Here is a 14417-nt window from a genome sequence, read left to right as displayed (position 1 = left end):
GAAGTTGGGTATCTAGGTTTTATGTTTATTTATAGTCCAGTGAATTTTTCTAAGTAATTAGAGCCACCTTAATTTGTACTATCGTTAAATCAAGGAAGTTATGAATCAAAAGCTGCGATTTCAACCCGTTTCTTTTAGTTGGGTTGCCCTGCATACCCAACCTAAAGGAGTAATTCAATTCATCGGTGGGGCTTTTTTCGGTACATTTGTCCCCATGTTTTTTTATCGCTATCTACTCGAATGTTTATTTAAGCAGGGCTATACAATAATTATCTTGCCATTCAACTTTACCTTTAACCATTATGCAGAGGCTGGGTTTCTCATCAAAGAACAATATGCACTTATGCCAGAATTGGTAAGAATGGCAAAACTAGCAGGTTATGAATATGAAACTTACCTAGATGATTCTAATTTCTCTTGGATAGGTCATAGTGTTGGCTGTAAATACATTGCACTTTTAGAAGCATTTAGTGCCTTACCCCAAGAACAAGATAAAATCAAACAATTTATCTATGAGGTAGTCCAAAAAACATCAGGTACTTTATCCCCAGAAAAACAAGAAAAAAAAGTTAACAGCATTTTAAATGATATCGAAAACCTAATTAATGAACTGAAACTTAAAAGTTCCAATGCGAAGAAATTAATTTCCTACTACGTTAATCAAGATACTGCCAGAGGTCAAAATAATTTTTCTGAGTCTGATGTAAAAATTGCCAGTATCTTTATTAAAAACCAGATATCTCTACTCTTAGCTACGGTCAATACTGGACTTGACAGCGCAATTAAACCTCAAGCTTTAGCAAATTTTATTATCCGTCTTGGTTTGAATGTAAAACCAACCCCTGAAGAAACTTATGCTTTAATCGAAAACAGTAATTTATTTAATTTGCTTGGCTTGGTTTATTTCCCGTTAGATAATATAGGCAAATCTACGCGGGAATGGTTATTTAATATATTTAGAAAACCTCCACAAGATTTACGAGCAGAATTAAAAGGTGGACATTTAAGACCTCTGGGATTACGTCTAGGTAATTTAGTTATTAATTTCCCAGATACTCTTTCAGTTCCCCCCATTCAATCCATCAACGGAAGAAACGCCGAATTTGAAGTTTATGTACTTAAATTACTCAATTATTTAGAACAAAAACGCCAGGATTTGAAAAAATAATTTCTGGCTCAAAAGTTTTTCAGCCTGTGATCCCCCTAAATCCCCTTTGGAAAGGGGGACTTTGAAAAGTTTTGCCCTGTTTTCGTAGGGGGATTTACGACTGTATGCGGTATCACAAAGAACTTGCAAACATCCTTTTAGTCTAAATACTAATAATCATTTCCTGGCATTCAACCCCCTAGAGCGCTCTACCAAGCGAATGAATTCATCCCGATAGCCCTCCTTGTCTTCTCCCTTGGCCTGGGTTGCCAATTTGATCACCAAATCATAGTTAGCATTTCCCTTATATTCAGAGTCACGCAGCACCATCCCAAAGGTGGCTACTGCTGCGGCAAATCTCAGGTTTGTTGAGGGTATCTGGTCTGCGGGGCTTTGATCTTGGATGGTTTGGGTAATCAGTTGACTGGTGCTGTCCTGGGGCAATTTATAGCGCAGTTTCACCAACATCATCTCATTGCCGGCAACATCCGGGGCAGTTTCACCAGAACGTTGATACCGCAAGGGGTCTACCTCCGGCAGTTTCACATTGCTTTTAGTGCCAGTGGGAATAATTTCATACAGCGCTGTCACAGAATGACCAGCCCCAATTTCCCCTGCATCTTTTTTGTCATCATTGAAATCTTGGTTTTGCAACAGACGGTTTTCGTAGCCAATCAAGCGGTATGCCTGGACTTTCGCGGGATTAAACTCCACCTGAATTTTCACATCCTTAGCAATAGTAAACAGAGTTCCCCGAATATCGTTAACTAACACCTTTTTGGCTTCCAATAGAGTATCGATGTAAGCATAGTTACCGTTACCCTTATCGGCCAGTTGCTCCATTTTTGAATCTTTGTAGTTGCCGGTGCCAAATCCCAGAACTGTGAGGAAAATTCCCTGATCTCGCTTCTGTTCAATTAATCGCGTCAATTCGGCATCACTGGAAACCCCAACATTAAAGTCTCCATCAGTAGCTAAAATTACTCTATTATTACCAGATTTGAGGAAGCTTTGTTTGGCTATTTTGTAAGCTAGTTCAATGCCCTGACCGCCAGCAGTAGAGCCGCCAGCTTCCAAGCGGTCAATCGCTGCCAAAATCTTGGCTTTCTGACTACCGGGAGTAGCAGGTAATACTAATCCAGCGTTACCAGCGTAGACTACCAAACTTACTCGGTCTTCAGAACGCAGTTTATTCACCAGCAATTTCAGGGACTGTTGCACCAAGGGTAATTTGTCGGGTTCACCCATAGAACCGGAGACATCAATCAGAAATACTAGGTTGCTGGGTGGTAAGCTTTCACTCTCTAGGCGTTTACCTTGCAAACCCACCTGTACGAGCTTGTGTTGAGGATTCCAGGGCGCAGCAGCAACTTCAGTGGTGACAGAAAAAGGGCGGTCACCTTTTGGTTGAGGGTAATTGTAGCTAAAGTAGTTAATCAATTCCTCTATCCGCACTGCATCTTGGGGTGGTAATTCCCCTTGAGTAATAAACCGTCGGATGTTGCTGTAGGATGCCGTATCTACATCTATAGAAAAGGTAGAAAGAGGGTCGTTACTAACACGTTGAAAGGGATTGTCCTCAATCCGGTTGTAGTTCTCTGTATTGAATCTGCTGTCTGTTTGGGGTTCAGGGGCAAATGTTCCATCAGCAAGTCTATTAATTCGGAATTTAAGGAGAGGTCTCCGACGGTTAACAGCTTGATTTTGGTTAGATGATCCCAACGTCGTTATAGTAGGGAGTGGGGCCATTGGTACTGGTAACGATTGAGTCTTTCGCGGAGACTCGGCTTGAGTACGTTCTCTGGTATTCTGAGTAGGGGTGATGTCACCGCGAGCTGCCAATTCATCTTTCTCACCGCTGAGGGTTGCTAACTCCGGTGCGAATTCTTGCTGCAAGCGTTGTAGGGTTTTTCGGTCTGTTTGGGTAACTATTTTGGGGTCAGTCGCTATTAGCTCATTGCTCCGATTTAGACAGGCATTCAAGACTGCGGCAAACTCACTCCGGGTTAGAGGAAGAGTGCCAAAGTTTTGGACGGAGACGACACAACTATATTGTTTTACTAATGCCTGGAGTGCTTGGTAGTCAGGGTGATTGGGTTGAATGGAGCTTGCTGGGGTCGAACTCTTAGGAGTCTGATTGGCTGGAACCGCAACTGTAACAGACTGACGTAAAACGGCAATTCCTACTGATGGTATTAATAACAGCAGTGTTAAAATACTGACTCGTTGCCACATTTTGGACTGAATCGGGTAAGACATTGCTAAATCCTCACGCTAAATTTGTGTATCGGCTCAAAACCTCGTGGGATGTGTGAAAGCCCTGTCTCTTTAGACCGGAGTTGCTGACATCTGAAGTTTCCGCTTACTTAGAATAGTCCTGAGTAGCCTGGGATTTGATAACTGTTACAGTTTTGGTAACTTTCTTGCTCAACCTTTGCGTAATAGGATTCGATTAAGGGGAATTATCTACAAGGTGGCTGAGAGTCAAAGGAAAAATCTCATGCAAGCATACAAACTCAAAGGAAAAATTGTTCGATATTTTTTACCTAAATTAATATAGTTTGATTTCTTTTCGCCTATTTAGTTATTAAGAACTATTGAGTTTTTCCCAAAACTAATTTATATCTGCTGAATCATTAAGTGAAGGTAAGTTTTCTGGGTCTGAGGATTTGCTGATGAAGTTAATTTTGCGACCATCGCTAATCCGAATTAAGCGTCACCTCAGCAAAACGGGTAAAGCTGTTCTCGCTGTCCTGCTGCTGTGCCTTGTAGTGCGCTTACTGCCTTACTTTGCACCCATTCATGCCGCAGATATTGCCCAAACTCAGTTAGCGATGCAATTTAGCGATCGCCACGGGCTACCACTAGGAACATTGCTCACCCGCGATCAAGAGCATACCGCCATAGTCCCATTAAATCAGATTTCCCCCCAATTTATCAATGCCATTTTAGCCGCCGAAGATGGCAGCTTTTATCATCATGGGGCGTTGGATATGAAAGCAGTTATCCGCGCCATCAAAGACGCCATTCACGCCAAAAGAGTTGTTTCCGGTGCTTCCACAATTACCATGCAGTTAGCCCGGATGTTAGATCCACTTCCTCGCAATTTATCAGGTAAATTATCGGAAATTTGGCTATCTTGGCGGTTAACAGCAGGAATGAATAAAAATGAAATCCTTTCTGCGTATATTAATCGTCTACCAATGGGAGGAAATATCTATGGTGTGGAAGCAGCCGCCCGGACTTATTTTTCTATATCAGCCAGTGATTTGAATCTCGCCCAAGCTAGTCTTCTCGCCGCTATTCCCAATAATCCCACATACTTTAATCCTTACCAACATTGGGAACGGCTGAAAACAAGGCAGAAATATGTTCTCAATCAGATGGTAATAGATGGGTATATCACGCACCCAACAGCAGAACGCATATATACAGAAAAAGTAGTATTTCAATCCCGTCAAAAGGGAATTATTGCAGCACCTCACTTTTTGTTTTGGTTAGCGACGCAAAGAACCCCACCCCTAGCCCCTCCCCGCAAGCGAGGAGGGGGACATGAGGGAAATGAGGGAAATTTGATTTCAACTACAATTCAGACAACTATACATCCCCGCAAGGGAGGAGGGGAACTAGAATCAACCACAATTCAAACAACTATAGATCGTCCTTTGCAGCAGTTTGTGGAAGCACAGGTACAGCAAGTAATTTCTGCACTCGCTGCTAACAATGTCCATGATGCGGCGGCGTTGGTAATTGACAATCATACTGGGGAGGTTTTGGCTTATGTTGGTTCCCCTGATTATTTTAATGAAGTCAAATTAGGGCGAAATGATGGAGTACAGGCGCTGCGTCAACCAGGTTCTACCCTCAAGCCTTTTGTCTATGAATTAGCTTTAGAAAAAGGTGTGATTCGCCCGAATACAATTTTGGCAGATGTGCCTTCTCACTATGCCATTCCCGGTGCGAAACTTTATAGCCCAACAGATTATACAGAAAGCTTTCTCGGCCCTGTGCGGGTGCGAGTTGCTTTGGCTAATTCCTTAAATGTGCCAGCGGTAAGAGTGTTAGAAAAGGTCGGTGTGCAGACTTTCCTCACACGTCTGCATCAATTAGGGTTTGAACACCTAAATCAAACTCCAGAATATTACGGTTTGGGGTTGACTTTGGGTAGTGGCGAAGTTAGTTTATGGGAACTAGCAAGGGCTTATGTCACTATGGCACGACAGGGAGAGGGGACGCAGCTAGTAACTACCTTTTCTAATTCCCCCCAAAATTTGATTTCCCCAACCCCCCTAGCCAAGGGGGGCGATAATATCCAAAATTCGCGAACATGGCAATTAATTACTGATATGTTAAGCGATCGCCACGCTCGTGCCACATCCTTTGGTGTAGACTCTGTTTTAAACTTACCTTTTCCCACTGCTGTTAAAACCGGTACTTCCTCTAATTTTCGCGATACTTGGACAGTTGGCTTTTCTAGCAATTACACCGTTGCTACCTGGGTAGGTAATTTCAACGGCGAACCAATGCGCCAGGTTTCTGGAGTTACAGGTGCTGCGCCTTTGTGGAATCGGATCATGTTACATCTGCACGAACATCAGGAACCAGCAGGTTTTCTGCCTCCAGAGGGTTTAGTGCAACTGCCAATTTGTACAATTTCTGGGTTGCGCCCAACACCAGATTGTACTTCAGTAGTGCAGGAATATTTCTACCCAGAAGACAAAGTTGCTTACGAAAATCAGCACCATTTCCAATTGCCATCAGAGTATAATGAGTGGTTAGCAAGACAGCAACAATCGAGCTTTGCTGCTGGTAATCTGCGGATTTTATCTCCCCATAATGGCGATTTATTTTTGCTGTATCCCGGTGAAACAGCGAAACAAAAATTGGAGTTTAAGCTAGCAGGAACATCCGCAAAACCTGTCGAGTGGTGGCTAAATGGTGAAAAACTAGCCACACAGTCAACTAATTCTTTCTTTTGGCAGTTGCGCCCTGGTAACTGGACTTTAGCTGCGAAAAGTGGGGAAATGTCTGACAAAGTGAGTTTTCAGGTGGAGTTATCCGCTGTAAAACCTACACGGCGCGGCTTTTCTCTCGTTAATTCTCCAGTTTTTCGGCATTCTATAGATTAATTACCGGAAAAAAATCCTGCTATAGAGGTTTACTGCTTGAAAAGTGATGATATACATTTATGTTCAAGTTTCAATCGCCAATTCGTTGAACCATGAAAACCACACAGACCGATTCTAAATCACCAGAAAAAAAATCCACCAAGAAAAAGCACTCCTCTTTTCCTGGTGTGGATCTTGGTACTCCTCAAGTACCACTCCGCAAATCTAACAAGGCAAAACCAGCGAATGAATTACTCAGTGACTGGGACCACGCAAGTTAGTTTCTAAATAACTGGGGCAGCAGTGATTGTAAACCACAACAACAACGCCAAAATCAGGACGAAGATTTTAACTAATAGGTATGTGGTGCTGTTAGGGATGATAACATCGTACATCATGATTTTTACCTCCATTTGCAGCTTGCTAGAAAGCTATTTGAGGTTTTGAGTAATGGCAGGAAACAAATACCAGTTCCCTACATCTCTATTGTTGCTCAAAAATGACTAGAGAGTTTTTTGGGTAATATTTAGATAGGATTTTTTAGCCAAGTTCCAGGCTTGTCACACCAAACACGCGGTTGATGGGGAAACTAGGAATCGTTTTTGTATACATCCGTGCCGCTTCAAAGACTCGCTTCATCCGGTGGCGTTGAACTAGGGCGTTTGCTTGTGGATTAGCATCTGGTATATCGAGAAACACGGGAGCATCAGGACATTTGGCAAGCAAGGCTTGAAAAAGTGTTTCGGCAATCTGTTCATCGTTAGCAAACAGCGGCCCAATCCTAAAACCTGTGTGGCTAGCCCGGATGACTCCATAACCCACAAGATGCCCGTTGCTGAGAACTCCTAAAGCAAAACTCTCTGGTTGCTGAATCCAAGTTTGCAAAAATTGCGATCGCTCTGCTGGGAACAATTGGCGATCGTCAGCCACCAACTCTGCAAAAGGCAATGTCCTCAATTCTACAACACCAGGAGGCACAACACCGCCGCCCAGCGTCTCGTAACGAATATGATTGTAGGCGATTTTGAAACCAGATTTCTGATAGTTCTCCTGTTGGACAATCAACCCATCTAAGCCGATGTTACGATCAGTGCCTAAATAAGCCATTGCTGCTTGCCAAAGTTTCAGCCCAAACCCCCGCCCCCGAAATTGCGGCTGGACAATATAAAAACCAATAAAGCCATAGTACTGATCGTAAGCCATAGCAGAAATACACCCCACAGGCTCACCGTTCAACTCTCCCAATAAAAAACCGTTTTTGTCAACCTGATAAAAAGACTCAGCATCATATTTCCCTGGATTCCAGCCTTCAGCCGCAGCCCATGCAATCGCCAAATCAACTTCCGACCTGTTCATTGAGCGAATAGTATAGTTATCGGTGGACATAACTTTATTCCTGCTTCACGAATGAAAGTTTGCACATTATACTCCTTGCCTAAATACTTAATAAATACTTAAATTGTTATCTTTATCCTTGTCCAAGGCATAGCCTACAGAATACCATAGAATATTTTTCAATTTTTTCAGCAATTTTCTGACTTTTATGAATAATTTGGATATTTTGCCGATTGTTTTATCTATTTTTTAAACATAAAGTTATCTTAGGTTTTTCTTAACACAAATTGACCGCATCTTCTCCAGAATGATTACTGATTCATTTGCTGTCAGTAGACTTTGATTCAAAAATTACGGAGTATGCAGTGACCTTATCAAGACGTCAATTTTTCTCTTTGGCCGGTGCGGGAACTGCCGGTGCTTTACTTTTATCACCATTACAAGCTTTCTACGCTAAACGCACTTTAGCAGCCGGGCCCTACGGTGCCCTCGTATCTGACCCCTTAGGTGTTCTAGATTTACCTGCCGGCTTCTCTTATGTGAGATTGTCTGAGACGGGGCAAATGATGAACGACGGCTACACAGTTCCAGGTGGACACGACGGTATGGGGGCGTTTGCAGGAGCCAATGGCAATACAATTTTGATTCGCAACCATGAACTTAGCCCAACATCGAGTAACGGTGTAGGAGCACCTAACTCTAAAAAATATGACACCAAAGGCAGAGGTGGCACCACAACTTTGGTAGTCAGTTCTAATGGCGCTTTAGTTAGCCACTACGGTACTCTGGCTGGTACATACCGCAACTGCGCTGGTGGCCCAACACCTTGGGGATCTTGGCTTAGTTGCGAAGAAAGTTTTGAAGTTGGTAACAAGAAGCATGGCTATATATTTGAAGTGCCAAGTAGTGCAACTGGGTTTGTAACACCTGTACCCCTAGTAGCGATGGGTCGCTTCAATCACGAAGCAGCAGCGGTAGACCCGGACACAGGTTATGTCTATCTGACCGAAGACCGCAGTGATGGCTTGTTATATCGCTTCGTGCCCAATACAGCAAATAATCTGAGTGCTGGCACACTGTATGCTTTGAAAATTACGGCAATACCCCAAGCAAACACCACAACAGGATTTACAGTCGGTCAATCCCACGCGGTGAGTTGGGTTCAGATTGCTAACCCCGATCCTGCTAGTGATACAGTGCGGGTTGCGGGCTTTAACCTCGGAGCCGCCAAGTTTGCTCGTGGCGAAGGTATTTTTTATGGTAATGGAGATATCTATTTCTGTTGCACTAGTGGCGGTAGTGCTGGATTAGGTCAAGTCTGGCGCTACACTCCGGCCACGGAGACACTCCGGCTGTACATACAACCTAACAATTCCGGTACTCTAGATTTCCCTGATAACATTGTAGTTGCGCCCAATAATGATATCTTCCTGTGTGAGGATGGCGGCGGTACTGACTTTATTGTGGGCGTGACACCAACTGGCTCACTCTATAAATTTGCCCGTAATGCGTTAAACACAAATGAGTTCGCCGGGGCTTGTTTCTCACCTAATGGACAAATTATGTTTGTGAATATGCAAACACCAGGAATTACCTTTGCGATCACAGGCCCCTGGTAAGGTTTAGGCATTGACAAAAAATTAGAAAAGTGCAGAGGATTTTGCCAATCCTCTGTACGCAGATATATCTTTAAAAAAGATTCCCAGACTCTGCCAAGCGCCCGCCTCTAGCAAACGCTGTGTATATATAGAGGGTCGGGGGTGGGGTGTTAGGATGTGTGCGGATACGATAAGTCTTTAACTAGACTTGATATTACAAATCAATCCAGATACTTCCTTCTTCCACACGAATCGGAAAAACTGGCAGTGATTTTGCTTCAGAGACCATTGAGAGTAGCTTACCTACTCCAGGTGGCCAAGGACACCATGCTTTTACCTCGCCAGTACCTATATCAAAAGCGCTGCGATGGAAAGAGCAGACAATCGCGCCTTCTTCGTTAATTTTGGCCTTTTTTATTGGCAATTTTAAGTGAGGACAAATGCTATCCACGGCATAAAGCTTATTTTCGTGGTTCAAAAGCAGGATATTGCGATCGCCTACTTTCACAACTTGTCGCCCACCAGATGACAGCGCATCCGCTGCAAGAACTTTAGTCCAGCTCATTAGGTTCTCCTTCCCTAATAGGATCTGCTTCTAGTTTCCCGCAATTCTGGTGCGAAATCGCCGCTTCTTTAATGACAATTTGTCAGCAGAGTTATCTAGAACTTCAATAAAACGGAGAGGGAGAGATTCGAACTCTCGTATACATTTCTGCATAACAGACTTTCCAGGTCTGCGCCTTAAACCACTCGGCCACCTCTCCAGGTGCCATGAATTTCAATTGTACGATGAAATTCAAAAAAATGCAAAGATTAGGGAAGACATTTTTTTGCTCCTCCCCTGCCTAAAGGCCAGGGGTTTCCACACCACATGCTTTTCCCAAGGGAAGACACTGCGCGAACAAGTAGGGTTTCCCGACTTGTAGCAACTGGCGTCCCCTGGCTTAAAAGACACCAAAACCTAAAAACTTTTTGGGTTTTTAGGTTTTGATTCCAGGGTTTTCAGCCTACTTTCTTATAATTAATCTCAGACCCCACACTTTCAATCATCAAGATGGATCGGACATACACGATTAAAGTTCACGATCGCGCCACTGGCAGAGTACACACCCTGCAAGTACCACACGACCGCTACATTCTACACACTGCCGAACACCTTGGGGTCGATCTGCCGTTTTCTTGTCGCAACGGGGCTTGTACCACCTGTGCTGTCAGAGTCATCTCAGGAGAAATTTACCAACCGGAAGCGATTGGACTGTCACCAGAGTTGCGCCGCAAAGGTTATGCTCTCCTGTGCGTGAGTTACGCCCGTTCTGACTTGGAAGTAGAGACACAAGACGAAGACGAAGTCTATGAACTCCAATTTGGGCGCTTTTTTGGTAGGGGCAAAGTTAAAGTGGGTTTACCCTTAGATGAGGAATAGGATTTTGTTTGCACCTCGGCGCTTCGGCGCCTTGGCGCAAATGCCAACTTTGGCGGTACGTCTGGGCGTCTGGGCGCGAAACATGGCAATATTAGCTTGCTTGCTACTGCTAATGAGTTGTCAAGCCAAAAATCAGGGAGCAGAAACTCAGGCCCAGGTGAAAGTAGCGCGGGTTGTGAGTGGACAAAGTTTGGAAGTGCTAGGTATGGCAGAGCAACCAAATTTGATTTCCCAAGTGCGGTTAATTGGGATTGATGCCCCAGATGTGCGACAGCGCCCTTGGGGAGAGGAGTCCAAACAACTGTTAGAAACACTGATTGGCAATGTAGAAAAACCCGTAGTGCTGGAATTTGATTTCGCAGCACAAGACAAAATTGGACGGACTTTGGCTTATGTGTGGAAAGATAAAGTGTTATTGAATGAAGAATTAGTCAAACAAGGGTATGCACTATTCGTAGGGCGATCGCCAAATCACAAATATGACCAGCGTTTAGAACGTGCCCAGCAATGGGCTAGACTCATGGGGCAAGGAATTTGGAACACCGAAAAACCCATGCGTCTCACCCCCGGCGAATTTCGCCGCATGAATCGGTGAACATAGGACTGAATACTGGGTACTGTCCGGGGGACAATTGACTAATGACTCATGACCAATGACCAATGACCAATGACCAATGACTAATGACTAAACTACAAATTTTTTTAGATATTGCCACAGAGGCGGCATTAGCTGCTGGTGTTGTGTTGCAAGATTATTTTGGTAAATTAGAAGACGCAATTACTGAAAAGGGACGCCCTGGTGATTTAGTCACCGTCGCCGATAAAGCTTCAGAAAAGGTGATTTTAGAAGTTTTGCGCCGCCATGTTCCTGAACACTCCATCCTCGCTGAAGAGTCAGGAAAACTAGGAAATCAAGATAATGAATACCTCTGGGCAATTGATCCCCTAGACGGCACAACCAACTATGCCCATCAATACCCGTGTTTTGCTGTTTCCATTGGGTTGTTAATTAATGGCGTTCCGCAAGTTGGCGTAATTTATGACCCTTTCCATGATGAGCTATTCCGTGCTGCCGCTGGACTGGGGGCAACGCGCAACCGCCGCCCCATCAGGGTTTCTAAAACATCTGAACTGAGTAAAAGCCTGCTAACCACGGGATTTGCCTACGATCGCCGCGAAACATCTGATAACAACTACGCGGAATTTTGTCACCTCACCCATCTTACCCAAGGCGTCAGGCGCGGTGGTTCAGCATCTCTAGATTTAGCTTATGTTGCCTGTGGGCGTGTTGATGCCTATTGGGAGCGGGGTCTTGCTCCTTGGGATATCGCCGCTGGTGTGATTTTGTTACAAGAAGCCGGGGGTAAAGTCTCCGCCTACGAACGCACTCCCTTCAAAATTGAGTCCGGTAGAATCCTGGCTACTAATGGTCATCTTCACGACAGCCTCAGTCAGGCACTGGCGCAAGTTCCGCCCCTGTCAGCTTGGCAATGAATCAGGCGCAAAAAGTAGCTAATGAACCATGACTAACCGGCTAATTCAGTGTTAACCACTAAACAATTGCTTAATCTGGCAAAGTAAACTGGAGAGAATATAACTGCCCCTTGGGTGCAACAGCTGTATATGTCTTTGAGAATAGATCGTGGACTTTTTAAATATGATTTCATAGACCATCACGCAGTTCTGTGCGTTCCAGTTGATGCGGATGTCAAAGATATCCGCAAACGCTATCTGAATATTGCCCGCCGCTTGCACCCTGATAGCCGGATTGCTGCAAATGACTCTGAAAAACAGCTATCCAGTGAATTGTTATCTAAGCTGGTTAACCCAGCTTACGAAAAACTCTCTTTGGAACGCACGCGTGGAGAATATATTCTAGTTTTGTCGCAAATCGGTAAGCGTCTATTACAAGAATCATCTACGGTGGAACTGCACAGCAAATTGGCCAAGGAATTAGCCACTGCTACCAATATCGATCTTTTCTATAAAAGTGCGATCGCCAAAATTGCTGAAACTCAATTCGATGCTTTGCAGCAAGTGCCGCAAGTTATTGCCCAAATTAGTGAGCTAAATTTAGTCTACTTAATGCGGATTGCTGGCCAATCATTGGCAACAGCAACACCCACACAAAGCAAAATCAACTCCAGCACCCTCAAGCCCAATTCAGCCAAAAATATAGCACCGCCAGCCGTTCCTAAAGAAGACTCAGCCGCCGAACAGTACCTCCGCCGCGCTGAAAGCTTAATTGCGAAAAACCAATTAGCCCAAGCCAAAGTAGAATTACAGGACGCCCTGAAACTAGAGCCGAAAAATAGTCGTTGCCATAGCTTGATTGCAATGGTCTATTTACGGCAAAATCAGTTAAAAATGGCAAAAATTCACTTTGACAACGCCCTGAAATTAGACCCTAAAGACCAATCAGCTTTGGAATGGATACCCAAAATAGAAAAGGCTTTAGGCAGACAATCCGGTGCTACTCAGGTGAATTCATCTCCAAAAAATGGCGGTAAGCAGCCAGATAATTCTGGAGGTGGCGGTTTGTTTGGTGGTTTGTTTGGTGGGAAGAAAAAATAATGGTGTATCAACCAGCAGCGGGAGCTAGGGATTTATTGCCCTTAGACGTAACTCAAAAACGCTGGATTGAAGAAAAGTTACAGCAGGTGTTTCACCGTTGGGGATATCACAGGATTATCACCTCAACATTGGAGCGCATGGATACCCTAATGGCAGGTGAAGCAATTCAGCGCCAGATGGTAATTCAACTGCAAAATGCCCAAGATGAAGAATTAGGGTTGCGTCCAGAACTGACAGCTTCGATTGCTCGCACCGTTGTGACGCGGATGGCAGGTGTGACTTATCCCCAACGGCTGTATTACAATGCCAATGTATTTCGTCGCAACTGGGAAGGTAAGCATAATCGCCAGCAAGAGTATTATCAAGCTGGAGTGGAGTTGTTGGGGACTGGGGGATTACTGGCAAATGCAGAAGTGCTGTTGTTGGTAGCAGATTGTTTATTCGCCTTGGGTTTGCAGGAGTGGCATTTAATCTTAGGCGAAGCCGGAATTACGCGATCGCTACTCAATGCCTTTCCCGCTCATCTACAAGGTAAAGTGCGTCAGGCTCTAGCCCATCTCGACCGGATTACAATAGATACTCTACCCCTTGACGACGAACTACGCCAACGTGCCAGAATCATGTTGGATCTGCGCGGCAACAGTGCAGATGTCTTGCAAAAAGTCAGCAGCTTAAATCTAGATACAGAGCAGCAAGCAGCGGTAAATAATCTCAAATCCCTAGTAGAGTTACTAGAATCTGAGAAAAAATTGCCGTTAATCCTTGACCTCAGCTTGATCCAAACCATAGATTACTACACCGGCATCGTGTTTGAAGTCGTCAGTAATACAGAAAACCAAGCACAGGTTTTAGGCAGAGGTGGTCGCTATGACCAACTTTTAGGGCTATATCATCCCCAAGGCGAAAATATCCCCGGAATTGGTTTTGGACTCAATATTGAGGATTTGTACCAAATACTTTCGTCAACTCAGCAATTACCGCAGGCAACCCCAGCTAGCGACTGGTTAGTGGTATCAGAAACAGCGAGTGCTGATGCTGCCGCCTTTGCCTACGCCCAAAAACTGCGAGATTCTACTGAGTTAGTGCGGGTAGAAATGGACTTGGGGGGAAGAAATCCAGACGCCATCCGCCAATATGCAAGCGATCGCGGTATTGCCCAAATTGCCTGGATCAAATCTGAAGGTGTACCAACAATTGAACCATTGCACTAAAAGGTAACACTGCTAATTGCT

The 14417-nt window shown here is 44.4% G+C and carries 11 protein-coding genes and 1 tRNA gene; 8 read left to right on the top strand and 4 right to left on the bottom strand.

Translation table 11 applies throughout. The features are described from left to right. Positions 1–100 precede the first annotated feature (100 nt). Positions 101–1168 (top strand): DUF1350 family protein, encoded by a 1068-nt coding sequence (locus CYLST_RS02990; RefSeq protein WP_015206223.1) that lies wholly within the window; start codon positions 101–103, stop codon positions 1166–1168. Between the two features lie 156 nt (positions 1169–1324). Here the strand turns inward: CYLST_RS02990 and CYLST_RS02985 are convergent, their stop codons facing one another. Next, positions 1325–3406, bottom strand: a complete 2082-nt coding sequence (locus tag CYLST_RS02985; protein ID WP_015206222.1) for a vWA domain-containing protein — start codon at positions 3404–3406, stop codon at positions 1325–1327. A 416-nt stretch (positions 3407–3822) separates the two neighbouring features. Between CYLST_RS02985 and CYLST_RS02980 the strand changes: the two genes are divergently transcribed. After that, entirely contained in the window at positions 3823–6276 is a 2454-nt protein-coding gene (locus CYLST_RS02980; protein ID WP_015206221.1) for a penicillin-binding protein 1C, read from the top strand. Positions 6277–6795: 519 nt separating this feature from the next. Here the strand turns inward: CYLST_RS02980 and CYLST_RS02975 are convergent. After that, positions 6796–7641: a GNAT family N-acetyltransferase gene (locus tag CYLST_RS02975; RefSeq protein WP_015206218.1), complete on the bottom strand. Its 846-nt coding sequence runs from the start codon at positions 7639–7641 to the stop codon at positions 6796–6798. Between the two features lie 314 nt (positions 7642–7955). Between CYLST_RS02975 and CYLST_RS02970 the strand changes: the two genes are divergently transcribed. Continuing rightward, on the top strand, positions 7956–9209 hold the full coding sequence (locus tag CYLST_RS02970) for an alkaline phosphatase PhoX (RefSeq protein WP_015206217.1): 1254 nt from the start codon (positions 7956–7958) through the stop codon (positions 9207–9209). Positions 9210–9402: 193 nt separating this feature from the next. On the opposite strand, the gene CYLST_RS02965 is transcribed toward CYLST_RS02970, so the two are convergent. Next, positions 9403–9753: a Rieske (2Fe-2S) protein gene (locus CYLST_RS02965; RefSeq protein WP_015206216.1), complete on the bottom strand. Its 351-nt coding sequence runs from the start codon at positions 9751–9753 to the stop codon at positions 9403–9405. 112 nt (positions 9754–9865) lie between these two features. Next, a tRNA-Ser gene (locus CYLST_RS02960) sits at positions 9866–9952 on the bottom strand. A gap of 290 nt (positions 9953–10242) precedes the next feature. Between CYLST_RS02960 and CYLST_RS02955 the strand changes: the two genes are divergently transcribed. The 5 genes from CYLST_RS02955 (at position 10243) to CYLST_RS02935 (ending at position 14396) form a co-directional block, all read left to right on the top strand. Further along, entirely contained in the window at positions 10243–10611 is a 369-nt protein-coding gene (locus tag CYLST_RS02955) for a 2Fe-2S iron-sulfur cluster-binding protein (protein WP_015206215.1), read from the top strand. Positions 10612–10651: 40 nt separating this feature from the next. After that, positions 10652–11206, top strand: coding sequence for a thermonuclease family protein (locus CYLST_RS02950; RefSeq protein WP_041233395.1), 555 nt, complete (start codon positions 10652–10654; stop codon positions 11204–11206). A gap of 86 nt (positions 11207–11292) precedes the next feature. Further along, the gene (locus CYLST_RS02945; RefSeq protein WP_015206213.1) at positions 11293–12105 is read left to right on the top strand and encodes an inositol monophosphatase family protein; all 813 of its coding nucleotides are present in this window, start codon (positions 11293–11295) and stop codon (positions 12103–12105) included. Between the two features lie 129 nt (positions 12106–12234). Beyond that, positions 12235–13185 (top strand): J domain-containing protein, encoded by a 951-nt coding sequence (locus CYLST_RS02940; protein WP_015206212.1) that lies wholly within the window; start codon positions 12235–12237, stop codon positions 13183–13185. Beyond that, positions 13185–14396, top strand: a complete 1212-nt coding sequence (locus tag CYLST_RS02935; protein WP_015206211.1) for an ATP phosphoribosyltransferase regulatory subunit — start codon at positions 13185–13187, stop codon at positions 14394–14396. Before CYLST_RS02940 ends, CYLST_RS02935 begins: the two co-directional genes overlap by 1 nt. The last annotated feature ends 21 nt before the right edge of the window (positions 14397–14417 follow it).

Origin of the sequence: Cylindrospermum stagnale PCC 7417, assembly GCF_000317535.1 — a bacterium.
Classification (GTDB): Bacteria; Cyanobacteriota; Cyanobacteriia; order Cyanobacteriales; family Nostocaceae; genus Cylindrospermum; species Cylindrospermum stagnale.
Note: the sequence above shows the minus strand (reverse complement) of the source record. Positions and strands in the feature narration are given on the sequence as shown.